The following is a 25,305-nucleotide window of genomic DNA, read 5'->3' as shown; positions in this document are numbered from 1 at the left end:
TTTTAGATTTTTAGATTTAATTAAGATTATAGCATAGATAGTACTAAAAGTAAAATAAATTTTCAGAATATTAAGTTAGCTCACTGGCACCCTCAGATGTTTATGCAATTGGTTTTCTCGGATGTTGATTATCTAGGACCAGACAAGCTCAACCTCGTCCATTTCGTCTTCAAAATCATCAAAAATCCCACTGTTGCTACAATGGGATTTTCTTGCTTTATTTGATATGTTCTGCGAGTTCTTCTTGAGCTTTTTTGTTGGATTCTTCCTTTTCTTTTGCCCATTTTTCACGCGCTTTTTCATATTCTTTAGTCGTTATTGGTTTATCTTGGATTTCAACATATTTAAAGCTGTATTCACCCTTATTTCCGGTCCAAGCAAATGGTCCTGAGAATGGAACAACCCTACGGACACTTGGTGTTGCGCCAGATGACCACGCTGGCATCAACAGGGCACTGTCTGTCAGCCAAGCCTGAGCTGCCGCATACTTTTCATAACGTTTGTTTACATCTTCGGTTTCTGCTGCTGCATCTTCCAAGAGCTTGTCATACTCTTCAAAGCCGGCCTCTTTAGCTGCTGCATTATCTGTTCCAGGGTCAAAACCAAAGTAGCCGTCAACATTCTCACCAGTCTTAGAGCCAGTGATTTCCAGATAAGAAGAAGGATCGTTATAATCTGGGCTCCAGCCAAGATTATTATTCAAGTCCCAGTCTTCTTGAGATGCTGAGGTCGCAAAGTAGGTAATGTTATTCAACTCATCATCTGTCATCTGCTGAATATCAATCACCACATTATCAGATCCAAGATTAGCTTCAATAGACTGCTTCAGTGACTGAACACTCTTAACGCCATTGGTATCTGCTGAGCTAACCGGAATATCCAGATGAATAGGGAATTCTACTCCTTCTGCTTGCAGTGCTTCCTTAGCTTTGGCAAATTCTGCCTTGGCTTTTTCTGGATTATAAAAGCCATCCTGAGCGTCGTCTAATTTGACTCCCTTCCACTCATCACCGTAGCTAGCCAGATTTTCTTCTACAATGCTGCCGAACTCTTTACCATTAGCTTGTACAAAGGTTGGCGGAACAAAGGTATTACGAAGCTGCTTGTCTGCTGCTTCTTCACCATTGGTTTGTGCAGAATAGGCAGTACGGTCAAAGGCAAAAAGCAGAGCCTGACGGAAATCTTTATTGAGCAGTGCTTTCTTAGTAGAAGATTTCTGTGCATCCGTTGTCTTAGAAGTATGCTCGTAAGACTGACGGTCGATATTAGTTGTGACAAAGAAGGTTCCTGAACCTTGAGGAGTGTAGACGATATTATCGCCATACTGTTTCTTCACACTGGCAAAGTTGGAGCTATTTGGGAAAAGACGAGCAATGGTGTAGTTGCCGTCAGAGAAGCCACGCACTAGAGATTCTGTATCTTGACCATCGTAGTAAGAAAATTTGACAGTGTCAATTTTCACCTTTTCCTTATCCCAATAGTTTGGATTCTTCTCTAAGCTAATTTGAGATTTCGAAGTGATAGATTTCAAGATAAACGGACCGTTATAGAGGACACTGGTCGGATCCGTTCCCTGAGCAAACTTGTCACCTTTTGATTTCAGGAATTCTTCGTTAATTGGGAAAAGAATCCCCATGGTTGTCTTAGAATTCCAGAAACTTTCTGGCTGATTCAAAGTGTATTGAACAGTAGAATCATCCACCGCCTTGACACCCACTTGGGAGAAATCAGTTATTTTACCATTGACATAGTCGTCCAAGCCTTTAACAGATTTTTGAATGATATAGAGACCCTCAGACTTGCTGTCTGCGGCATGCTTCAGACTGGTCACAAAGTCCTTAGCAGTCACATCTGCATACTCTTCACCATCAGAAGTATACCATTTCACTCCCTCACGAAGCTTATAAGTATAGGTCAGACCATCTTTTGAAACAGTCCAATCTTCCGCTAGAGAAGGCACTAAGTTACCATACTTATCACTTTCTAGCAAACCATCCACTACATTAGCCATAATCTCATTGGTTGCCCGCTTATTGGACACAGTGTAATCCAGCGTATCTGGATCTGCGGTATAAACATAGCTATAGTTTTTCCCAGATGAATTGGAGCCACCAAACGAACAGGCAGCCAGAATTCCTGCAGAGAGAATGACAAGCCCAGCAGCTGCAGCTAACTTAGATGTTTTCATAAACTTCCTCCAGTTTTCATTAAGATTACTTTCATTATAGCACTTCTGCGACAGGATGTAAACGCTTCAATGCAATAGAGAGTCATATAAAAAAGAGACTGGGACAAAATGTCTCAGTCTCGCTTTATCGTATTCACAAACTTTTGATTCCAAACTGTTTATAAAGAATCAAAAGCTCGCGGTTCAGAACCTTATTTAATGTGTTTTTCTAAGTCTTCTTGGGCTTTTTTATTGGATGCTTCCTTTTCTTTTTCCCATTTCTTAAGAGCCGCTTCATAGTCTTTAGCTGTAACAATATCATTTTGGAGCTCCATGTTCTTAAAGACATAGGCATCTCCTTTGATTCCGACATAAGAGTAAGACTTGGTAAATGGCACAACCTTCTGAACGACTGGTGAACCACCACCAGAAACACTAGGAATAACAATGGAGCTATCCGTCAACCAAGCCTGAGCTGCTGCGTATTTGGTGTAACGAGCATCTGTATCTTGTTTTTCTTGATCAGCTTCATCCAGCAAAGCCTTGTATTCATTCAAGCCAACCTTATTTGCCACATCAGCATTTTTCCCTTTTTCTATACCAATATTATCTGCAGCATCACCTGTTTCAGGGTTAAAGATATTCAGATAAGTTGATGGATCTTGGTAGTCTGCTGACCAGCCAGACATGTTGAGATCGTAGTCTTTCTGAGCTGCTGTTTCTGCAAAGTAGGCAGAATTATCAAAGTCATCTGTTGACATTTGCTGAACATCAATAACGACATTTTCTTGGCCAAGCGCTGATTCGACAGACTGTTTGAAGGAATTCGTCCGTTGTACCAAAACCTTGTCAGACTGATCGACAGGGACGTCAATATGGATTGGGAATTCTACACCTTCAGCTTGCAAGGTTTCTTTTGCCTTGGCAAATTCCGCCTTGGCTTTATCAGCATTGTAGATGCTGTCTTGGGCATCTGTCAGTTTGACACCGCTCCACTCATCACCGTATGTAGGAAGTTTGCTCTCTACTACATCTGAAAAGTCTTTGCCATCAACCTGCACGAAGCTAGGAGGAACTAGCAAGCTACGGATGAGTTTAGTCGCCCCATCTTTACCATTCATCTGAGCTCCAAAAGATGTCCGGTCAAAGGCAAAGTTGATTGCCTGACGGAAGTCTTTATTTTGAATAGCAGCTGTAGTTGATGCCTTTTGAGCATCTGATGTCTTAGACGAATGATTATAAGTCTTACGATTCAGATTGAAAGCAAAATAGAAACTAGTTGAATTCTGTGGTGTGTAAATAATATTGTCTTTGTACTGCTTTTCTACAGAAGCATAGTTAGAGCTCGTAGGGTAAAGCCGTGCTTGAGAATAAGCCCCGTCTGAGAAGTTGCGGATCAAGGATTCCTGATCCGAACCATCAAAATAAGTCAGTTTTATATTTTCAACCTTGACATTGTCCTTATCCCAATAGTTCTGGTTTTTAGCATATTCAATGACAGACTTAGAAGTGAATGCTTTCAGAACATAAGGTCCGTTATAAAGAATGGAAGAAGGTTTTACGGTACCAAAATCTTTGCCTTGTGACTTCAAGAAATCCTCATTGATGGGGAACAGAATCCCCATGGTCGTCTTAGAGTTCCAGTAGCTTTCTGGCTGGTTGAGCGTGTATTCGACCGTGTGGTCATCAACTGCTTTTACTCCAACTGTTGAGAAGTCTTTAGACTCTCCTTTGACATAGGCATCCAAGCCTTTGATAGAGCTTTGGACGATAGGAAGAGCTTCTGATTTTTCATCTGCTGCATGCTTCAAACCAGTGACAAAGTCTTGAGCTTTAACCTCTGAGTATTCTTCACCGTCTGATGTATACCATTTAGCATCTTTGCGAAGCTTATAGGTATAGGTCAGACCATCCTTTGAAACAGTCCAGTCTTCCGCAATAGATGGAACCAGATTACCATACTTATCATTTTCCAAAAGACCATCGACCAGATTTGAAGCCACATCAGAAGTCGTTGCCCGATTGGAGTTTACATAGTCCAAGGTATCAGGGTCAGTCAGATAAATATAAGAGTATGTATTGCTGGCACTGGAGCTTCCACAAGCAGCTAAAATCAGTGTTGACACGACTGTCAGTCCAGTAATGGCCAACCATTTAGATTTTTTCATGAGCATTCTCCTTCTCAATTTATATTGTATTATTATACAATATTTTTTTATAAAAACAAATGCTTTATGTAGAAAAATAATAATTTTCTATTTTTCAGTTTGTATATCTGTATTATTTCAAATATTTTTCTATTTTGTGAGTTTTTCCGAAAGATGCTTTTATAAAAAATCTCTTTAAGGGGATTACCCTACTTTTCTCTACATTTATTTTGTAACCTTTTATTATCCTTGATTTATAAAAGAAAAGAGAATTTTATGATACAATGGTTATATCTTGTTTTAGGGGAAAGAAATGAAACGATTATTCCTATGTTTTCTAGTTTTGGTCGGATTGACCGCTAGCAAGGTTGCAGCAGATGATTACAACATTGCCGCTAAAAGTGCAATGGCCGTGGACGCTACTTCTGGAAAGATTCTTTACGAAAAAGATGCTAATACTCCAATCGAAGTCGGCTCCATCACCAATCTTTTGACCGTCTATCTGGTCTATGAAGCCATTGACAGAGGAGACCTGACTGCCGATACCTATGTTGATATCTCAGACTACGCCTACAATCTAACATCTAATCCAAATATCAGCAATGTCCCTTTGGAAGCCAAACGTTACAAAGTCAAGGACTTGATTGCCGCGTCCTTGATGTCCAGCGCCAACAGTGCCACGATTGCTTTGGCTGAGAAGGTTGGGGGCAGCGAAGAAAATTTCGTCCAAATGATGAAGGCCAAGCTCAAAGAATGGGGAATCAAAGATGCTACTATTGTGAACTCCACAGGGCTAAATACTCTACTTCTGGAATACGCAACCGAAGAAACAGACTATACTGCCTCAGCTAGCACAGCTAAAAAAAGCAAGGACACTGAAAACAAATTCAGCGCCTACGACTTGGCTGTTATCAGCCGACATCTGATTATGGACTTCCCTCAAGTGACAGAGATCACTTCCAAGTCCACAGCCAAAATTGCGGGGACGAGTCTGGAAAATTATAACTTCATGCTGGAAAACCAGTCCAACTTCCGCTCAGGTGTGGACGGACTCAAAGCCGGCAGTTCGGAGAAGGGAGGCTCTTCCTTTGTTGCAACGACTACTGAAAATGGTATCCGCATGATTACAGTTGTGCTGGACGTTGAGCAAACTGACGGCGACCCCTACGCACGCTTTGTAGCCACAGCGTCTTTAATGAACTATGTTTCGCAAAACTTCACCCAGACGACTATTGTGGCTGAGGGAGAAGCCTACAATAAAAGCCATTCAACCGTTATTGATGGCAAGCAAAAGGCCGTGCCAGCCGTTGCCAGCAAGGATTTTACCATCATTGAACGCATCGCAAATCAGGCGGAACACAAGGTAGAATTTTCAACCAAGGAACAAGGCTTCCAAGCTCCTCTGAAAAAAAATACTGAGCTTGGCACCTTGACCTATACCGACCCTGAGCCAATCGGTCAAGGCTATCTGGAAAACAAAGCACCTTCTGTCACAATGGTGGCCGGCCAAGAGGTGGAAAAAAGTATCTTCTTCAAGGTCTGGTGGAATGACTTCGTCCGCTATGTCAACGAGAAACTATAAAGAACAACCGCGAATCAAATGATTCGCGGCTGTTTTGTATGTTTTGATTAAGAAGAAAACAATTAAATTTCGAAGTAGGGCAAAGCACTATCACTGTCTAACGGATGTGTTGGAATTGCCTCTTCCAAGACAGCCCACCAACCAGCTGCTAATTCTTGAAAAGTGAGACTCGATTCTGGTGAAACAGTCATAATCTTACGACCAAACCAAGCCATCGTTTGAGTTTCAAACTGAAGCATAGCATAATCAATTAAAGGAACACCTGCATCTTTATACTCAGAATTAACCGCACGCGCTACTTCTGGCGCTTGAGGAATAAGCTGATTCTCAAGCTTTTTCACTACATCCGAATCCATTTCTCTCCACGATATTAGTTTCCCATCAACTTGATAATATAGTTCGAATGTTTCCTGTCCCTGTTTAAAATTAACAAGAACAAAAGCTCGCTCCACCTTATCAGGTCCACCCGCTGCCTTAACAGCATTTATCAAAATATTTTGTTCCATTTGAAACCAGTAGTTGTCCGCCTCTTCTTCAAGACTAGGAGCAAAGGATTGGTTCAATTCCTCTATTCTCGCCTCCCCCTTATTAACTTCTTCTACCTTACCAAATAAACGTTTTAAAAACCCCATTCTAACCTCCAGATAAGCCAATGTTTTCTTTCATTACTAAAATCAACCAAACACTATTAGCTCTTTTTACCCAACTGATCCTTCCATTTCATAGCTGATCAAGCGGTTAAGCTCAACAGCGTATTCCATAGGTAATTCTTTGGTGAAAGGCTCAACAAAGCCCATGACAATCATTTCGGTGGCTTCGGATTCGGACAAGCCACGGCTCATGAGATAGTAGAGCTGCTCTTCTGAAATCTTAGAAACCTTGGCCTCATGCTCTAGAGCTACTTGAGAGTTATGAATTTCATTAAAGGGAATGGTATCTGATGCCGAAATATCATCCATGATAATCGTATCACACTCAATATGGCTGACGGATTTCTGTGAATTCTTTCCAAAGGTCACTTGACCGCGGTAATCCACCTTACCTCCGCCCTTAGCAATAGACTTGGACACGATAGATGAGCTGGTATGAGGAGCATTGTGAATCATCTTAGCCCCTGTATCTTGGTGTTGATTGGTATTGGCAAAGGCAATGGAAAGCATAGTTCCTCGCGCTCCAGGTCCATCCAGATAGACAGACGGATATTTCATAGTCGTTTTCGCACCGAGGTTCCCGTCAATCCACTCAACCGTTGCATCTTTCATAGCCCTCGCCCGCTTGGTCACGAGGTTGTAGACATTATCAGACCAGTTTTGAATAGTGGTGTAGCGCATATAGGCACCATCAAGAGCAAAAATTTCGACAATTGCTGCATGTAGACTATTACTAGAGTACGTCGGAGCTGTACATCCTTCAACATAATGGACGCTAGCGCCCTCATCGACAATAATCAAAGTCCGCTCAAATTGACCAGAATTTTCATTGTTAATCCGGAAATAAGTCTGCAAGGGAACATCTACCTTGACACCTTTTGGCACATAGATGAAGGTACCACCAGACCAGACGGCGGAGTTGAGAGCTGCTAGCTTGTTATCTGTTGGAGGGACCAGCTTAGCAAAATACTGCTTGAAGAGCTCTGGGTATTCCTTGAGAGCTGAGTCGGTATCCGTAAAGACGATTCCTAGCTTTTGGAACTCTTCCTTCATATTGTGGTAGACCACTTCGGACTCATACTGGGCAGCCGCACCAGCCAGGTAGGCCCGCTCTGCTTCTGGAATCCCAATCTTCTCAAAGGTTTCCTTAATCTTCTCAGGCACTTCATCCCAACTTCTAGCAGGTTTATCAGAGGCCTTTTGGTAATAGATCAAGTCATCAAAATTAATTTCCGACAAATCCGGTCCCCAAGTCTGCATCGGCATCTTCTTGAAAGCCTCGTAGGATTTGAGGCGGAAATCCAGCATCCATTCTGGTTCATCCTTGGCTGCAGAAAGCTCACGAATGACCGCTTCATTCAGCCCTTTCCCTGTCGAGAGGACAGGTTCAACATCGTCATGGAAACCAAACTTGTACTCTCCGAGATCAATCGGTTTTGGTTCTACTCTTTCTTCTGACATAATTTCCTTTCACATTCTTACTTTTTATCTTCTTCAATTGCTCGCTTGAGGGCATTCCAACCCAAGGTCGCACACTTAATCCGCTGCGGGAATTTGGCAACGCCTGCTAAAAAGGCGCCATCTCCCAATTCTTTCTGGCGACTGTCTTCTTGGCCCTGAACCATCTGCGAGAAAACTTCTGCTAATTCCAGCGCCTGCTCTTTTGTCTTACCCAGAACCGCATCCGTCATCATACTAGCCGAAGCCGTTGAGATAGTACAGCCGGAATTCACAAAGGCAATATCCTCAATCTTATCTTCCGCATTAAACTTCACAGACAGGCTGATGACATCACCACAGGTTGGGTTATTAAGGACTACCTGCTCCACATCTTCCAGTTTCCCATGGTGATGGGGGTGAGCCGAGTGGTCGGTCACAACCGCCTTGTAAAGACTGTCTAACTTAGAAAGTGCCATTGAAAAACTCCTTTGTCTTTTCTAAAGCATCTACCAGCTTGTCGCAATCCGCATAAGTATTGTAGATATAAAAGCTGGCTCGCACACTCGCTGGCACCTGCAGATAGGTGAGCAGGGGCTGGGCACAATGGTGACCCGCCCGAACAGCCACTCCTTCGTAGTCCAGAGCCGTCGCGACATCATGCGGATGGAGACCATCTAGGTTAAAGGCAATCACACCTGATCGCTGGGCCAAATCCTGAGAGCCATAAATGGTCAAACCTTCCACTGCCTGCAGCTTAGGAAATACGTAGGCAATCAGGTCCTGCTCATGCTGAGCAATAGCATCCATACCCAAATCTTCCAAATAATCAATGGCTGCTGCAAGACCGATTGCTCCGGCCATATTTGGAGTTCCAGCCTCAAACTTCCAAGGAAGCTCCTTCCATGTTGCTTCTTGCTCATAGACGAAATCAATCATTTCGCCGCCGAACTCGACTGGCGACATCTGCTCTAGCAGCTCTTCCTTGCCATAGAGAACCCCGATACCGGTCGGCCCAGCCATCTTATGTCCCGAAAAGGCGAAGAAGTCTACATTCAAATCCTGCACATCAATCTTCATGTGCGGAATGGATTGGGCCCCGTCCACCACCAAAAATGCTTCTCGCTGATGAACCAGTTGGGCAATCTCCTTGATGGGATTGATAACTCCAAGAACGTTAGAAGCATGAGCCAGAGAGACAAACTTGGTCCGCTCGTTGAGCTTGGCACGGAAGTCTTCCATATCTAGAGCACCGTCCTTGAGATAGACATAGACTAACTTGGCTCCCGTCTTTCTACAAGCCTCCTGCCAAGGAATGACATTGGAATGGTGCTCCATGATCGAAATCATCACTTCATCACCAGGTTGCAGCCTTTCAGCCGCAAACTGAGCCACCCAGTTAAGTCCTGTCGTGGTTCCTCGCGTAAAGAGGACTTCTCTGCTAGAAGCCGCATTGATAAAAGAACGAACTCTTTCCCTGGCTGCTTCATGGGCCGCTGTCGCCCGCTCGGCTAGCGTATGCACACCGCGGTGGACATTGGCATTGTCTCTAAGATAGTAGTTTTCAATAGCTGCCAGCACCTGCTTGGGTTTCTGGGTTGTCGCCGCATTGTCCAAATAAACCAAAGGCTCATCATTGACAACTTGGTCCAAAATGGGAAAATCTTGCTTGATTGCTTCTGCATTAAATCCAGACATGGAGACTCCTATCTACTTACAGGGGACAAGGCCCAGCTTTTTATCTTTTTGCGAGAATAATATCGATATTTTCAATCATTTCATCACGGACTTCCTTAACAGGGATTTCTACTATTACTGAGCCTAAGAAGCCGCGCACGACCAAGCGTTCAGCCGTCGCCTTATCAAGACCCCGACTCATGAGGTAATACATATCCTCCGGATCAACCTGACCGATAGAAGCCGCGTGACCAGCTGTCACATCGTTTTCATCAATCAAGAGGATGGGGTTAGCATCTGAACGCGCCTGATCAGACAGCATGAGAACCCGACTTTCCTGCTGGGCATCTGCTCCCTTAGCACCTTTGATAATATGTCCGATACCATTGAAGGTCAGGGTTCCTTTTTCTAGGATAACCCCGTGCTGCAGGATATTTCCGATAGAGTTGCAGCCATAGTTAGTTACGCGGGTGTCAATTCCCTGAACCTGCTTGCCACTGGAAAGAGCCACCACCTTCATATCCGCATGGCTACCCTTGCCATAGAGGTCGCTATCAAAGTCAGCCACAACATTGCCTTCGTTCATAACGCCGATGGCCCAGTCAATCATGGCATCATTATCCAGCTTGCCACGACGACTGATATAAGCTGTAACATTTTCGCCCAAGCGATCAATAGCTGAAAACTTAATCTGAGCTCCAGCCTGAGCAATAACTTCAACAGTGATATTGGCTGTTACTGGAACAGAGCCCTCACCATAAGTCTCCAAGCGTTCCAAGTAGTTAACCTTGGAATGCTTGCCCGCGATAATCAAAATATGCTTGTTAAAAGGAACATCGCTTTCACTGTCCTGATAAAAAATTCCTTCAATCGGCTGGTCAATCTCAACATTGTCCGGCACATAAAGAACCGCACCGCTGTTGAAATAGGCAGTGTGATAAGCCGCCAATTTGTCCTCGTCATACTTGACCGCGGACATAAAATGCTTCTCTACTAGCTCTGGAATCTCTTCCAAAGTAGAGTGGAAATCTGTGAAGATCACACCTTGCGCTGCCAGGTCAGCCGGCAATTGCTCCAGAACAGTCTGAGTTCCCAACTGAACAAGCTTGAGATTGTCATCTAAAGCTGTAAAGTCTGGAACACTTGTCAGCGGCTCGCTCTCTGAAATACGGCCGTCACCCAGATTCCAGCGATGAAATTTAACCCGCTCAATACGCGGCAATTCTAACTGGTCAATTTTATCAAAGGCCTGCTGGCGCAGTTGAAAGAGCCAGTCTGGCTCTGCATGTAGCTGTGAAAATTCTCGAATTAATTCTTTAGTCATGTCACTCTCCTATCTTTTATCAAAGTCAAAAGAATGTTTGACTAGGCTTCTTCGGTATAGGTGAAGCCCAACTCTTCAGCCAATTTAGCATAGCCTTCTTTCTCCAAGCGGACTGCCAATTCTGGACCGCCAGAAAGAACGACTTTACCATCCATCATGACATGAACCACATCTGGAGTGATATAGTTGAGCAGGCGTTGGTAGTGGGTGATAATCATAGCACCAAAGCCTTCACCGCGCATAGCATTAACCCCTTTGGACACAACCTTAAGAGCATCGATATCCAGACCTGAGTCAATCTCATCCAAGAGTGCAAAAGTCGGCTCAAGCATGAGCAACTGCAGGATTTCATTGCGCTTCTTTTCACCACCGGAGAAACCTTCATTAAGGTAACGCTCAGCCATTTCTTCTTTCATGTTGAGCAGTTCCATCTTTTCATCCAGCTTCATGATAAAGTCACGGACGGAGATTTTTTCCTCGTCTTCTTTGCCAGCATTCATAGCAGCACGGAGAAACTCTGCATTAGTAATGCCAGGAATTTCACTAGGGTACTGCATAGCAAGGAAGAGTCCCATGCGAGCACGCTCGTCTACTTCCAATTCTAAGATATTGACTCCATCAAAAAGCACCTCTCCTTGAGTCACTTCGTAGTTAGGATTGCCCATAATTGCTGCAGACAAGGTGGATTTCCCTGTTCCATTCGGGCCCATAATTGCTGCAACCTCTCCTGTTTTCAGAGTGAGATTCACCCCTTTGAGAATTTTTTTCCCTTCAATTTCAACATGAAGATCTTTTATTTCTAAGACAGACATTTCTTTTTCCTTTCTTTGCTTAGCTGATTTACATACTTTAGTATACCAAAAAAAAGCCCAAAAGGCTTTTATTTTGTTTAGAGCTATTCTTATTTATTCCTCTTTTGACGCCATTTCCGCCGAACTTCCTCTCGGTAGGAGGAGTTGCCAATAAAGCGGAGAATATTGAGCAAAGGAGTACGATTAGGCCCCAAAACTCCGACCAACTCAGCAAAGAGCTCAACTCCCAGAAGTAAGCCTATCATCAAGAGCACGCCACCAATTCGACTGGAAACATTCAACAAGAGAGAAATCATGGCAAAAACCAGTGAAATCCCATAGATAACCAACACTGTTCCTCGATGAGTCAATCCCAAGGATAAGAGTCTGTGATGAAGATGATGCTTGTCAGGCGTGTAGAATTTCTGACCAGATAGAGTACGGCGGATAATCGCCAGAAAAGTATCCGTAATCGGCACTCCTAAGATAATCATAGGCGTCACCACCGCAACAGCCGTCGCATTTTTCAATCCTTGCAAGGACAGAACAGCAATCATAAAACCAATGAAGAGAGCCCCTGTATCACCAAGATAAATGATAGCTGGGTGGTAATTGTAAGGGAAAAAGCCCGCAATTGACAAGACCAAGACGAAAATAGTCAAGGTCAGAAAGAGATTGTGCTGGGGCAAAAAGAAGTAAGAAACAATCCCCATCGTCACTAGCGAGATGATGGACACCCCACTCACCAGACCATCCAGACCGTCAATCAAATTAACTGCATTGGTGATAGAAATAATCCACACCACTGTCAAAATATAGGACAGCCAAGGCTCAAAATGCAGGAAAGGTCCGCCAAAAGGAAGCTTAAAATCATCCAATCGGAAATCTGTCAGCCACCAGATTAGACTGGCCGCCAGAACAATCCCACCCATTTTCAGCAGAGGCGACAGTTCTTTGATATCATCAACCAGCCCTGTAAAGGCAATAATCAAACCACCTAGAACGACCGGCCAAACATAATCAAAATAGGTCTGTCCAAAAAAATCTACAGCAACAATCTGCGGCATCAAGAGCAGAGTAGAGATAGAAAAGGCCGCTACAATCGCCAGCCCGCCACTGCTAGGCATGGGCTTTTTATTGATGCGGCGAGCATTGGGATAATCTACCGCACCAATCTTAAAGGCTAAGAGCCGAACCAAGGGTGTCAGAATCACCCCGATAAAAAAAGTTCCCAGCAATACCAAGATAAACTTTAAAGGAAAAGTAATCATAGGCATTCAACCTTCTGCAGGCCAGAGACCGCATCTGTTACCAAAAGCAGATGACCGTGCTCCTGAAGCACCGCCCGAGTAATATCTGAATCATCTGCGAATTCACGCATCTTGGCCAAAAGCCAAGCTGGATAGCGCTCTGGGAAACCCTCAACGTCTACCAAAATCGTCAAATAATAAACTGAATCATACTTATAAAGTTCTGATAAGTCAATCTTATAATCCACCGTCTGGGCAAAAGCCGCAGCAGCTTTAATATCTTCAAAACGCAGGATGTAGTAAATATAGCGTTCTGCATTTTCTGCCGACTGCTCATCAGCCGACTCCTGAGAAAGCCGCTCCCTTTCCTCTACTTCGGCTGTTTCCAAAGATTGGACTGCTTCTATGTCTTCCTTACTCTTTTCAAAAATGCTCTTTTCCAATGTCTTGAGGAATTCATCTGGGGACATATGAGACAGCTCATCCATGTCTGGCAAATCTGCCAAATCCTCAAAACTCAGATTCTTATCCAACTTAGACTTGGTAACAAAAACATCCACCTTATCTGGCTTAGGCGTCACACGGAAACTCAGCATACCGCTATCCAAAAAATTATCCGGCATTTCCAACTCATCTAAGATGGTATAGAAAAACTCTTCCGTCTTTTCTTGGGGAACCAAGAAATCAGCCATTTCCATGCCGCGCTCTTCCAAATCTTCCAGCTGAATCGTGATTTTTATGGTCGAATCACTAATCTGTTTCATTTCCATATCTCTACCTCATACACTTCTAGTCCTACTATTATACTAAAAAATCCCCCGTATTTCAAAAAATAGCTAGGATTGGTCTGAAAATGGAGGTTGCAAGAAAAAACTCTCAGAAAATTCCGAGAGTTTCTTATTTCACTACATGAGAAAGTCAGGGAAACTTTAAAATTGCCTCTTTTATCCCATCAAGGCCTTGATTGCTGCATAAACCAGAAGCACACCGCCTAGGCCAATCCGATATTTCCCAAAAGCAGTAAAGTCATGCTTTTTGACGTAGTCTGTCAGGAAACGAATCACGACTAGACTGACACCGAAGGCAACTCCCATGGCAACTAAGAGCAAGAAGATTTGCCCAAATCCTAGACTGTTCCCATTCTTGATAAACTTGAGAATTTTCCAGCCACTAGCACCAAACATAATAGGAATCCCCAGATAGAAAGTGAACTCTGTCACGACAGAACGACTGACACCATTCAGGAGACCACCGACAATGGTGGCACCAGAACGGCTAGTCCCAGGAAAGAGAGCTAGAACCTGAAAGAGACCAATTTGCAAGGCAGTCTTGTAAGGAAGAGAAGCTAAATCTGTCACAGCAGGCTCCTCATGCTCGCGCCTTTCCAGATAGATAAAAGCCGCCCCATAGACAATCAGCATCACTGATACAGAGACCAGATTGTAGAAATGCGCTTCAAACCAATCATCCAAGAATAAGCCGATAACAGCAGCCGGCAAGGCTGCCACGACGACCTTGGCCCAAAGCTGCCAGGTCTTTTGTACCTGACGTGCTGACTTGCCCGGTTTAAAAGGGTTGAGCTTGTCAAAATAGATGACAACAACCGCCAAAATAGCTCCCAGCTGGATAACGACATTAAACATTTCCATAAAGGCTGGACTTTGATTTTTATACTGGATAAAATCTTGAATCAAAATCAGGTGACCTGTACTGGAAATCGGCAGCCATTCTGTGATTCCTTCGATGATACCGTAAATAATAGAGATAAAAATTTCAATGATAAACATAGAATACTCCTGAAACAAGGGTCTACTCAAGGAAAGTCGCAATTAAATTCCCAAAGAGTATTAGGTTTTATTATATCACAATTTCAAGGCTAGGAAAAGCCAGTACTAAGACTTTTCTGGCTAGGAGGGAGCTTATCTATCAGAAAGCTCCACCGCCTCCACCGCCTCCGCCACCGGAGAACCCACCACCTGAACTTCCGCCAGAAGAGACAGAGAAATTGCTGGCTGTGGTCGCTACATGGCCGTAGTTTGAGAAACTGTGCATACTGCTATAGAAGGCATAGTGCAAGTTAGCCTGAACATAGCTGTCCATAGATGGATTTTGCAAGCGAATCTGACGCAGAGCCATGACACGGCTGACGCGATCTGCATAGCCAAAGAGGGTCGCATAGACCAAGAGACGGTTCCAAAGGATAATACCTTCAATTTCTGTATTGTCCAGATGAGCAATATCTCGCAGCATATTGGAAAAACTTCTCCACAGATAGTAATCATACGCGCCTTCGTCATTCAGGACACCATCTCGCCAATAAAGTTGTGCCTTACTAGCAAAAATGCAAATCATAACAAGTCCCACCAGTGCTAAGGGAATATATATCCAGATAAGGCTTTCAAAAGCTGCCATATAGACAAACAAAACTCCAAGAGAGAACAACAAAACAGCACTAACTAGAATAATGGCAGTAATCAGTAATCTCTTTTCCTGAACTTTAAGAGGCCGGTAGTGACCAAAGAGACCCAAACGCTTGCCCTCAGAGCGCACTTCTTTAGATAAGGAGCGCAAACTGTTAGTAAATAAGGACTTGATATTGCTACCAATGTTACGGATATAGGACTCATCCGCAGAAGACTTGTGCTTATAAATATCTTCTGAAATTTGATAGGCTGAAAATAGATCTTTCACACTGGCTTGGGATTGCTTGTTGAAAGCCATGCCCAGAAAACGTCTCTCAAAGTCCGCTAGCCCATCATAGGTCGCTATTTGCAGAACAGGATTTTCAGCATCTCCCTGCAGGAGGAGATTGCCCCTATCCAGCAAGTCTAACAAAGTCGCCTGGACCATGTTTTCAAAGTTCAGCGCTGCCTTGCCGCCCCTTGTTGGGTCGACATCCTCCATGTCTACCGCGTAAATATTTTCCGCCAAGACAAGGGGAGCCAAGTCCTGAGGAGCTTCGTATAGACGGGCATTCTTGGGATAAGACTGCTTAGGCTTGATCTTCTGGGCAAAGACAAAATAAAGAATAGCCGCTACAAGGATGGCACATAAGAGCAGCAAGGGCATATAAATCTCTCCTAGCTGCCGGTAAAAGACCGTCTTGCGGGCAATCTTTTCTTCCTGAGCTTTAAAGGTTGGCAAGTAGTTACTCTCGTCTTCATTCTGGGACACAAGAGAGACCGCTTGTCGATCCCAATAGCCGTGGAGCTCGACATTATCGCCCGAGCCAATTCCATTGAGTTTGACCAGATAGTCAGTGCCATCCTTATCCACGAAAGGCTGGGTGCCAAAGTAGCCACTATGAGCAAAGAGCTCGCTCTTATCTGGATTGCTCAAGCCAGAAACTGTCAAGACGACCTCTCCTATCCCCTGGTCCCAGTCGCTGATAGGAGTCCAGTTGAGCTCAGCAATATCCCTGTGAAGAAAAAGGAGATTTCTCAGCTGCCAAGTTACAGTGACAACAACTCTGTCACCGTCGTTTCCGGAGTTATAGATTTTGACTTCATAGCCATCTCCCAAGTCTTTGACTTGGGGGTTAATGTCCATATCTGGTTCACCATTCGTCAGAACCGAGACCGTCGGATTCCCATCAATGGCAAAGCCATTAGGCATCTTTCCAGCAGAGCCCAGCGAAACAATCTGACCATTATAGTCGTCATTAAACTTGTAGGTCACTTTCTCTGTGTAGGTAGCTGTATTGTCCTCACGCAAGGCCAGATCGCCTTGATAGGATTCAATATCATAGTCAACAGCCGAGACAACCCGACCAAAACAAAGGCAGGAAAATAATACTAACAGGAGATAAAAATATCGTTTCATACTCAACCTCTCTTTACAGATATTTTGTTCTATTATATCATTTTTATCAAGTAAGGGCTTACTAGGATTGAAAAGAACGGTAATTTTCGATAGAATAGGAAGAACTATTATTAGATAAGCAGGAGAAACCCATGAAGAAATTATTACTCACTTTATTTACAGCCCTCCTGGTCACCTTAGGAACGGTCCATGTTATTCAGGCCGATGACTATCTGAGGATCGGTATGGAGGCAGCCTACGCTCCCTTCAACTGGACTCAGGATGACGATTCCAACGGTGCTGTAAAAATCGAAGGAACCAACCAATATGCCAACGGATACGATGTGCAGATTGCCAAAAAAATTGCTCAAGAGATGGGCAAGGAACCTCTGGTTGTCAAGACTTCTTGGAATGGCTTAATTCCTGCTCTGACCTCCGGAAAGATTGACATGATTATTGCGGGTATGAGTCCAACTGCCGAGCGGAAAAAGGAAATCGCCTTTTCCAACAGTTACTACACCAGCGAGCCAGTTCTCCTAGTTCGTAAAGATGGAAAATATGCATCCGCTAAGACTCTAGAAGACTTCAAAGACGCCAAAATCACTTCCCAGCAAGGAGTTTACCTCTACAATCTCATTGACCAACTGTCTGGTGCCAAAAAAGAGACAGCTATGGGCGATTTTGCCCAGATGCGACAAGCCTTGGAATCCGGGGTTATTGATGGCTATATCTCTGAGCGGCCAGAAGCCTTGACTGCTGAGACTGCCAACTCCAACTTCAAAATGATTCAATTTGAGAAAGGCTTTGAAGTCGGTGAAGAAGATGCTTCCATTGCCATTGGTATGCGCAAGGATGACAATCGTATCGAGCAAGCCAATGCAGCAATCGCTAAGATTACTACCAATGATCAAGTCAAGCTGATGGATGAGATGATTCAGAAACAGCCTGTTGATACGGATAGTGAAACAACGAATGAATCATTCTTCAGTCAAGTGGCTAAGATCCTGGCTGAAAACTGGCCGCAATTTTTACGCGGAGCTGGTTTGACCTTGCTTATTTCGATAACAGGAACCATCGCAGGTCTCATCATCGGACTGCTGATTGGCGTTTATCGGACAGCACCAGCTTCTAAGAATAAACTCCTAGCATCACTGCAAAAAATCTTTGGCTGGTTCTTAAATGTCTATATTGAGATTTTCCGCGGAACTCCCATGATTGTTCAGTCCATGGTTATCTACTACGGAACAGCTCAGGCTTTTGGAATTTCTATCGACCGGACTATCGCTGCTATTTTCATCGTCTCTATCAACACCGGAGCTTATATGAGCGAGATTGTCCGCGGTGGTATCTTTGCTGTTGATAAGGGGCAATTCGAGGCCGCAACAGCACTGGGTATGACCCACGGCCAGACCATGCGCAAGATTGTTCTGCCTCAGGTCGTCCGCAATATTCTGCCTGCAACTGGTAATGAATTTGTCATCAATATCAAGGATACATCTGTGCTGAACGTTATCTCGGTAGTGGAGCTTTATTTCTCTGGAAATACCATTGCTACCCAAACCTACCAATACTTCCAAACCTTTACCATCATCGCTGTAATCTACTTTATCCTGACATTCAGCGTAACACGCATCCTGCGCTATGTTGAAAAACGCTTCGACACAGACAACTACACGACAGGTGCCAATCAAATGCAGACAGGAGAAGTAAAATCATGACAGAAACCATTTTAGAAATTAAAAACCTCAAAAAGTCCTACGGTGAAAACCAAGTCCTCAAGGACATCTCCCTCACCGTTCATAAAGGAGAAGTGATTTCCATCATCGGCAGTTCCGGTAGCGGAAAGTCAACCTTCCTGCGCTCCATTAACCTTCTGGAAACACCAACTGGCGGACAGATTTTCTACCGCGGCAAGAATGTCCTGGACGAGAATTACGACCTGACCCATTACCGTGAAAAACTGGGCATGGTCTTTCAGTCTTTCAATCTCTTTGAAAATCTTAATGTCCTAGAAAATACCATCGTCGCTCAGACAACCGTCCTGAAAAAAGAACGGTCAGAAGCCGAGAAAGTCGCCAAAGAAAACCTCAACAAAGTTGGAATGGGCGAGCAATACTGGCAGGCCAAGCCTAAGCAACTCTCAGGCGGTCAGAAGCAGCGGGTCGCTATTGCCCGCGCCCTCTCCATGAATCCTGATGCCATCCTCTTTGACGAGCCGACTTCAGCCCTCGACCCTGAAATGGTCGGTGAAGTTCTGAAAATCATGAAAGAACTGGCTCAAGAAGGGCTGACAATGATTGTCGTGACCCACGAAATGGAATTTGCCCGTGATGTCTCCAGCCGTGTTATCTTTATGGACAAGGGCGTCATTGCTGAAGCTGGCAGCCCTCAGGATATCTTTACCAATCCCAAAGAAGAAAGAACAAAAGAATTCCTGCAGCGCTTCCTCAGCTAAACTATTTATTTTCAAAAGCAAAAAGGAATCTGGAACTAAGTCCAGATTCCTTTTTTGATTTAATGAGCAATATCAGTTGCACGATTTTGAAGTTTAGTCTTCAAATTTTTCATGGTTTTTGTCGTAGAAATCAATCAAGCCAAGAGCTGTTTCAAAAGAGATATTTTTCACTTTTGCACGTCCTTGAGCAAGAGCAATGATAGACATTTCACGTGCATTTGTTTCTTTACTAATACGGTAACCGGTGATCTTCTTATCACGTACCCAACTAACAACAGATTCTACTTTCTCGAAATTAGATTTAGCCATTTCTTACTCCTCTCTATTCTAGCTACATCAACTACTATAATTGTTTTTATACAGTTTGTCAACTTAAACAAACCAAATTCGAACAAATTAAATAATTCTGAATTTTCTTTACTTAGCTTTGAGGGCTGAAAGTATCTGAGTCCGAATACTTTCGACACCTTCTGGATTTGCTGGAAGGAAGATGGTATTATTACCCGAACTATCTGCAAAATTATTCAGCGTATCCAGGTACTGGTTGGTCAAAAGAATAGACATAATCTGCTCTTCTGTCAACTCAATATTGGCACCCTTCAATTCTTTGATGGAGTCAGCCAAACCATCCACAATGGCCTTACGCTGCTCAGCAATACCAACACCATGCAGGCGGTCTTTCTCAGCTTCCGCAGAAGCAGCTGTCACAATCTTAATCTTATCCGCTTCAGCCAATTCCTGAGCAGCCACGCGCTTACGCTGCGCCGCATTGATTTCGTTCATAGACTGTTTAACTTCAGCGTCTGGCTCAACTTTGGTAATCAAGGTTTTGACAATAATGTAACCATAGGTTGACATTTCTTCTGCAACTTGCTTTTGGACTTCTAGGGCAATTTCGTCCTTCTTTTCAAAGAGCTCATCCAAGGTCAGTTTTGGAACGGATGAACGAAGGGCATCTTCGATATAGGACTTAATCTGAGCTTCTGGTCGCATAAGTTTGTAATAAGCGTCAATCACGTTGTTCTCATTTACGCGATACTGGGTCGCAACATTCATAGTTACGAAAACATTATCCTGTGTCTTGGTCTCAACGACAATCTCGCTCTGCAGCAAACGCAGCTGAACACGAGCCGCTATCTTATCAATCCCTAAAGGAAGACGGAAATTGATACCGCTGCTGCTAGTTTTGTGGTAGCGTCCAAAACGCTCAATGATTGCCACAGATTGCTGACGAACCACATAGACTGCACTAAGCAGCAAGAATATAAAGATTATGACCAATATGATAAAGAAAAATGGAATAAAAAACATGTTCAAGCCTCCTTGATTCACTATGGTATATTCTAACATATTTAATTTGCAGTTTCAAATAAAAGCATACAAATTAGGCTAAAATATATTTACAATTAGACAAGCATATTGTAGAGTGTTTCATTCCCGTTCAGATTGATAAAGGACGGATCGAACAGCTCAATACGGTTAATCAAAGAAGCATAATCATGCTTATCTGCCAGAGAAATACCAATCAAAACTGGTCCTGTTCCCTTACTTGCCCGCTTGATATATTCAAAACGAGTGATGTCGTCATTGGGTCCTAAAATATCATTCACGAATTCACGCAAGGCACCTGGACGCTGCGGGAAGTTAACCACGAAATAGTGCTTGATACCATCATAAATAAGAGCCCGCTCTTCCATCTCTGGCATCCGGTTGATGTCATTATTACCACCTGAGATAATGCAACAGATAGTTTTCCCCTTGATATACTCGCTCAGGACTTCCAAAGCAGCAACACTTGCAGCACCAGCTGGCTCTGCGACAATCCCTTGCTTGGAATATAGATCAATGATGGTCTCTGAAATAAGCCCTTCATCTACACCGATAAGATTTTGAACATTCTTTTGTGTGACCTCATAGGTTGATGCACCGACTTTCTGGACTGCGATACCGTCCGCAAATTTGTCGATTTCTTTGAGCTTGACTGGACCACCTGCTTCAAAAGCTGCTTTCATACTGCGGGCACCGTTGGCTTCCACACCAATGACTTCAATAGTTGGCTGACTTTCTTTGATATAGGTTGAGACTCCTGATATCAGTCCGCCGCCGCCAACTGGTACCAAAACTGCATCAAAATCGATAGCTTCTCTCTTGGCCTCATCTAAGATTTCATAAGCCACTGTTCCTTGACCAGCTTGGACATCTTCATTGTCAAAAGGATCGATAAAGGTCCGGTTTTCAGCCTTAGTATAGTCAAGCGCTGCCTTAGCCGAAGCATCAAAGGTATCTCCAACCAGCTTGATATCCACAAATTCACCGCCAAAGAAGCGAACCTGGCCAATCTTCTGCTGAGGAGTCGTGATAGGCATAAAAATAGTTGCTGGAATTTTCATTTCCTTACAAGTATAGGCCACTCCTTGGGCGTGATTTCCCGCAGAAGCACAGACAACCCCACGCTGGCGCTCCTCTTCATTAAGTTGAGAAATGGCATAATAAGCCCCGCGAAGTTTAAAAGAGCGCACCCGCTGCATATTTTCTTTCTTCAGGTAAATCTTAGCCTGATACTTCTCTGACAAATAGTGGTCATAGTCAAGCGGAGTATTGACAACCACATCTTTTAACACTTTATGAGCATGAGTGATATCTTTTGCTCTGAGCATATTTTTTCCTTCCCTATTCTTCCAGTTTATTCTCTATCAAGCAAAACAAGGGGCTGGGAATTCTCATTCCTACCCCTAATGTCTTATCTGCTCTTTATCTTAATTATAAATCTTGAAAGCATCGTCGTCGTTTTTACCAACGAATGGCATTGCTTTACGCAATTCTGCACCAACCTTTTCAATCTCCAGATTAGCAGCTTGCTCGCGGTAAGCAGTGAGTTTTGGACGACCAGCCTTGTAATCATCAACGAAGTCGTTCGCAAATTTACCGTTTTGGATATCTGCCAAGACCGCCTTCATGTTTTCTTTGACTTGCTCAGTAATCACGCGCGGACCAGATACATAGTCACCATATTCGGCTGTATTTGAGATAGATTGACGCATCTTCTTGAAGCCACCTTCATAGATCAAGTCCACAATCAGTTTCATTTCGTGAAGCACTTCAAAGTAAGCCAATTCTGGCGCATAGCCTGCTTCAGTCAAGACTTCAAAACCTGCTTCGATAAGGGCAGTCAAACCACCACAAAGGACAGCTTGTTCACCAAAGAGATCTTCTTCAGTTTCTTCTTTGTAAGTTGTTTCAAGCAAACCAACACGAGCCGCACCAACACCTTTACACCAGTCCATTGCGATGTCTTTGGCATTTCCAGTAGCGTCTTGGTAGACTGCATACAGAGCTGGTACACCAAAGCCTTCTTCGAAAGTACGGCGAACCAAGTGACCAGGACCTTTCGGTGCACACATGAAGACATCTACATCAGCAGGAACTTTGATAAATTCAAAATGGATGTTGAAACCATGAGCAAATCCAACTGCGTTTCCAGCTTCCAAGTTTGGAGCGATTTCTGCTTCATAGAGATCTTGTTGGATTTCATCTGGAGCCAAAATCATAATAACATCAGCCAATTTAGCTGCTTCTGCTACTGTATAAGTATCAAAGCCATCTTCTTTAGCCTTGTCAAATGACTTACCAGGACGAACACCGATAATCACATCGTGGCCTGTATCACGCAAGTTTTGTGCATGGGCATGTCCTTGTGAACCATAACCGATTACGGCAATTTTCTTACCGTCAAGTGCTGCTACTTTTACATCTTTTTCGTATTCCATTGTTACTGCCATAAGTTTTACTCTCTTTTCTATTTTTATTGCCTATTAGGCGGTTTTAACAAATTAAAGGTTTGATTTAATCTCGGGTAAAGCCTGTCGCTCCAGTCCGAGCAATATTTTTAATACCATATGGGCGAATGACCCGAAGCAAGGCTTCGCTCTTCTCCGCATCACCAGTCATCTGAATGGTAATAGAGCTAGGTGCTACATCTACAACTGTCGCCCGGAATGGCTGGATAATAGACAGAATCTCTGCCCGCTTGTCAGCTGGAGCCGAGACCTTAACCAGAATCACTTCACGCTCTAAATGAGGGCGGTCCGTGATATCTCGAACCCGAATCACATCAATCTGACGATTGAGCTGCTTGATAATCTGCTCGACTTCTGCCAATGAAGCCACATCAATGATGATGGTGATACGGGATACTTCCGGATTTTCCGTCGTTCCGACTGAGATACTCTCAATATTAACCTGACGTCTGGACAGAACACCCGTGAAGCGGTTCAGAACCCCCGAACGGTTTTGAAGTTTAGCTGTCAACATTCTACGCATGGAACTTCACCCCCAACATCTCATGATTGCTCTTGCCAGCCGGCACCATTGGAAGAACGTGCTCCTTACGAGAGATATCTACCTCAATAAACATCGGTATATCTTCTTTAAGCACTTCCAAATCCTGGACAATAGTCTCCGGATCGTCAAATTTATAGGATTTAACACCATAGGCCTGAGCCATGAGCTGGAAATCTGGCAAAGTTTCAAAGACAGACTCAGAGGTACGACCATCATAGAAAGCTTCCTGCCACTGGCGCACCATGCCTAGCGAATGATTGTTAAGCATGATGACCTTAATCGGAATCTTATAGATATTGAGAATAGCCATCTCTTGGTTTGTCATTTGATAGCCACCATCTCCGACAAAGAGCACCACTTCCTTATCCGGATTGGCAATTTTAGCTCCAATGGCTGCAGGTACACCGAAGCCCATGGTTCCTAGACCACCAGACGTTACCAGTTGACGCTCGTTTTTATACGGATAATATTGGGCGGCCCACATTTGGTGTTGACCGACGTCTGTTACAACGATGGCATCACCCTTGGTCAGCTCACCCACGCGCTCAATGACAGCTTGAGGTTGTACGACACGTTCTTTCTTATCATATGAGCGAACCCGCTCCTTGTCCTGGGTTACTTTTTCAATCCACTTGCTGGTATTATTATGCACCTGCTCTTCATTGAGCAGCATCTGCAGGGCTTTCTTAGCATCCCCTACGATAGGAATGTCTACGCTGATAATTTTTCCAATTTCCGCTGGGTCAATATCGATATGTGCTACTTTAGCGTTCTTGGCAAAGGTTTTTGGGTTGCCGGTCAGACGGTCATCAAAGCGACAGCCGATACTAATCATAAAGTCGGCCTCAGTCATGGCAATATTGGCCGCAAAAGAACCGTGCATCCCACCCATACCTAAGAACAAAGGATGGTCTGTCGCAATAGTTCCCTGACCTAACAAGCTAGTGACTACTGGAATCTGATATCGCTCCGCAAACGCAACCAATTCCGCTGCTGCCCCAGCATAGCTAATACCGCCTCCCGAAAGAAGGACCGGCTTTTTAGCCTTAGAAATCTGCTTGATAATCTTCTTAATCTGCAATTCATTAGGCTCAATAGTCGGCTGATAGCTCGGCAGATGCAACTTGCTGTCATAGATAAAGTCCGTTTCCAGAGCGGAGACATCCTTAGGCAAATCAATAACGACTGGCCCAGGACGACCTGTCGTCGCGATGTGAATAGCTTCTGTAATAATACGCGGAATTTCTGCCGTCTCCCGGACCTGATAATTATACTTGGTAATAGGAGTCGTAATCCCAACAATATCCGCTTCCTGAAAGGCATCTTTACCGATTCCAGCCTTGGCCACCTGACCAGTAAAGACTAAAAGGGGGACGCTATCACTCATGGCATCGGCAATACCGGTAATGGCATTAGTCGCTCCCGGACCGCTGGTCACAACTGCAACTCCGATTTTCCCAGTAGACTTAGCATAACCTTCTGCTTCATGAACACAGCCTTGCTCATGGCGGCCTAGAATATGACGGATGCCTTCAAAACTATAGATAGCATCATAAAGTGGCAGTACAGCACCGCCGGGATAGCCAAAAATCGTGTCAACACCAAGACTTTTCAAGGTTTCCAAAACAAGCTCTGAGCCTGTCTTAGAAGTTTCTAATTTGATTTTCTCCATTCTTCCCCTTT

At 43.9% G+C, this 25,305-nt stretch carries 21 protein-coding genes; 3 read left to right on the top strand and 18 right to left on the bottom strand.

What is annotated here, in order from left to right; genetic code table 11:
- Nucleotides 1-217: 217 nt before the first annotated feature.
- Both MFP28_RS02170 and MFP28_RS02165 read right to left on the bottom strand, forming a co-directional pair.
- Entirely contained in the window at nucleotides 218-2,188 is a 1,971-nt protein-coding gene (locus tag MFP28_RS02170; RefSeq protein ID WP_002908081.1) for a peptide ABC transporter substrate-binding protein, read from the bottom strand.
- Nucleotides 2,189-2,379: 191 nt separating this feature from the next.
- Nucleotides 2,380-4,335, bottom strand: a complete 1,956-nt coding sequence (locus MFP28_RS02165) for a peptide ABC transporter substrate-binding protein (protein WP_032916203.1) — start codon at nucleotides 4,333-4,335, stop codon at nucleotides 2,380-2,382.
- 292 nt (nucleotides 4,336-4,627) lie between these two features.
- Here MFP28_RS02165 and pbp3 point away from each other — a divergent pair, with 292 nt between their 5' ends.
- Nucleotides 4,628-5,896, top strand: a complete 1,269-nt coding sequence (gene pbp3, locus MFP28_RS02160) for a D-alanyl-D-alanine carboxypeptidase PBP3 (RefSeq protein ID WP_002908079.1) — start codon at nucleotides 4,628-4,630, stop codon at nucleotides 5,894-5,896.
- 62 nt (nucleotides 5,897-5,958) lie between these two features.
- On the opposite strand, the gene MFP28_RS02155 is transcribed toward pbp3, so the two are convergent.
- The 10 genes from MFP28_RS02155 to MFP28_RS02110 form a co-directional block, all read right to left on the bottom strand.
- Complete coding sequence (locus MFP28_RS02155) at nucleotides 5,959-6,528, bottom strand: hypothetical protein (protein WP_002908077.1); 570 nt, start codon at nucleotides 6,526-6,528, stop codon at nucleotides 5,959-5,961.
- 66 nt (nucleotides 6,529-6,594) lie between these two features.
- Nucleotides 6,595-8,007, bottom strand: a complete 1,413-nt coding sequence (gene sufB, locus MFP28_RS02150) for a Fe-S cluster assembly protein SufB (RefSeq protein ID WP_002893631.1) — start codon at nucleotides 8,005-8,007, stop codon at nucleotides 6,595-6,597.
- 17 nt (nucleotides 8,008-8,024) lie between these two features.
- On the bottom strand, nucleotides 8,025-8,462 hold the full coding sequence (gene sufU, locus MFP28_RS02145; RefSeq protein WP_002908076.1) for a Fe-S cluster assembly sulfur transfer protein SufU: 438 nt from the start codon (nucleotides 8,460-8,462) through the stop codon (nucleotides 8,025-8,027).
- Complete coding sequence (locus tag MFP28_RS02140) at nucleotides 8,449-9,681, bottom strand: cysteine desulfurase (RefSeq protein WP_002908075.1); 1,233 nt, start codon at nucleotides 9,679-9,681, stop codon at nucleotides 8,449-8,451. Before MFP28_RS02140 ends, sufU begins: the two co-directional genes overlap by 14 nt.
- 40 nt (nucleotides 9,682-9,721) lie before the next feature.
- Entirely contained in the window at nucleotides 9,722-10,984 is a 1,263-nt protein-coding gene (gene sufD / locus MFP28_RS02135) for a Fe-S cluster assembly protein SufD (protein ID WP_002908073.1), read from the bottom strand.
- A 41-nt stretch (nucleotides 10,985-11,025) separates the two neighbouring features.
- A complete protein-coding gene (gene sufC, locus MFP28_RS02130; RefSeq protein WP_002893635.1) occupies nucleotides 11,026-11,796 on the bottom strand; it encodes a Fe-S cluster assembly ATPase SufC in 771 nt (256 codons plus the stop codon).
- Nucleotides 11,797-11,885: 89 nt separating this feature from the next.
- The gene (locus tag MFP28_RS02125) at nucleotides 11,886-13,052 is read right to left on the bottom strand and encodes a glycosyltransferase family 4 protein (RefSeq protein ID WP_002908072.1); all 1,167 of its coding nucleotides are present in this window, start codon (nucleotides 13,050-13,052) and stop codon (nucleotides 11,886-11,888) included.
- A complete protein-coding gene (mecA, locus tag MFP28_RS02120) occupies nucleotides 13,043-13,795 on the bottom strand; it encodes an adaptor protein MecA (protein WP_002908070.1) in 753 nt (250 codons plus the stop codon). The genes MFP28_RS02125 and mecA overlap by 10 nt, the downstream gene beginning before the upstream one ends.
- Before the next feature lie 174 nt (nucleotides 13,796-13,969).
- Nucleotides 13,970-14,812: an undecaprenyl-diphosphate phosphatase gene (locus MFP28_RS02115; RefSeq protein ID WP_002908069.1), complete on the bottom strand. Its 843-nt coding sequence runs from the start codon at nucleotides 14,810-14,812 to the stop codon at nucleotides 13,970-13,972.
- Nucleotides 14,813-14,951: 139 nt separating this feature from the next.
- Nucleotides 14,952-16,847 (bottom strand): DUF2207 domain-containing protein, encoded by a 1,896-nt coding sequence (locus MFP28_RS02110; RefSeq protein ID WP_002908068.1) that lies wholly within the window; start codon nucleotides 16,845-16,847, stop codon nucleotides 14,952-14,954.
- A gap of 131 nt (nucleotides 16,848-16,978) precedes the next feature.
- On the opposite strand from MFP28_RS02110, the gene MFP28_RS02105 reads away from it, so the two are divergent.
- On the top strand, nucleotides 16,979-18,544 hold the full coding sequence (locus tag MFP28_RS02105; protein ID WP_002908067.1) for an ABC transporter substrate-binding protein/permease: 1,566 nt from the start codon (nucleotides 16,979-16,981) through the stop codon (nucleotides 18,542-18,544).
- On the top strand, nucleotides 18,541-19,281 hold the full coding sequence (locus MFP28_RS02100; RefSeq protein ID WP_002908066.1) for an amino acid ABC transporter ATP-binding protein: 741 nt from the start codon (nucleotides 18,541-18,543) through the stop codon (nucleotides 19,279-19,281). Before MFP28_RS02105 ends, MFP28_RS02100 begins: the two co-directional genes overlap by 4 nt.
- A 93-nt stretch (nucleotides 19,282-19,374) precedes the next feature.
- Here the strand turns inward: MFP28_RS02100 and MFP28_RS02095 are convergent, their stop codons facing one another.
- The 6 genes from MFP28_RS02095 to MFP28_RS02070 form a co-directional block, all read right to left on the bottom strand.
- Entirely contained in the window at nucleotides 19,375-19,590 is a 216-nt protein-coding gene (locus MFP28_RS02095; RefSeq protein WP_002893653.1) for a hypothetical protein, read from the bottom strand.
- Nucleotides 19,591-19,698: 108 nt separating this feature from the next.
- Nucleotides 19,699-20,631 (bottom strand): SPFH domain-containing protein, encoded by a 933-nt coding sequence (locus tag MFP28_RS02090; RefSeq protein ID WP_002908065.1) that lies wholly within the window; start codon nucleotides 20,629-20,631, stop codon nucleotides 19,699-19,701.
- 56 nt (nucleotides 20,632-20,687) lie between these two features.
- Nucleotides 20,688-21,938, bottom strand: a complete 1,251-nt coding sequence (ilvA, locus tag MFP28_RS02085; protein ID WP_002908064.1) for a threonine ammonia-lyase IlvA — start codon at nucleotides 21,936-21,938, stop codon at nucleotides 20,688-20,690.
- 99 nt (nucleotides 21,939-22,037) lie between these two features.
- On the bottom strand, nucleotides 22,038-23,060 hold the full coding sequence (ilvC, locus tag MFP28_RS02080; protein WP_002902418.1) for a ketol-acid reductoisomerase: 1,023 nt from the start codon (nucleotides 23,058-23,060) through the stop codon (nucleotides 22,038-22,040).
- A gap of 64 nt (nucleotides 23,061-23,124) precedes the next feature.
- Nucleotides 23,125-23,601 carry an acetolactate synthase small subunit gene (gene ilvN, locus MFP28_RS02075; protein ID WP_002893659.1) on the bottom strand — a complete coding sequence of 159 codons (477 nt, stop codon included), beginning with the start codon at nucleotides 23,599-23,601 and terminating at the stop codon, nucleotides 23,125-23,127.
- Nucleotides 23,594-25,294, bottom strand: a complete 1,701-nt coding sequence (locus tag MFP28_RS02070; protein ID WP_002908061.1) for an acetolactate synthase large subunit — start codon at nucleotides 25,292-25,294, stop codon at nucleotides 23,594-23,596. Before MFP28_RS02070 ends, ilvN begins: the two co-directional genes overlap by 8 nt.
- Nucleotides 25,295-25,305: the final 11 nt, after the last annotated feature.

The organism is Streptococcus sanguinis (assembly GCF_050234405.1).
GTDB classification, from domain to species: Bacteria; Bacillota; Bacilli; order Lactobacillales; family Streptococcaceae; genus Streptococcus; species Streptococcus sanguinis_W.
The sequence above is the reverse complement of the archived record's forward strand: the minus strand, read 5'-3'. Positions and strand labels throughout refer to the sequence as shown.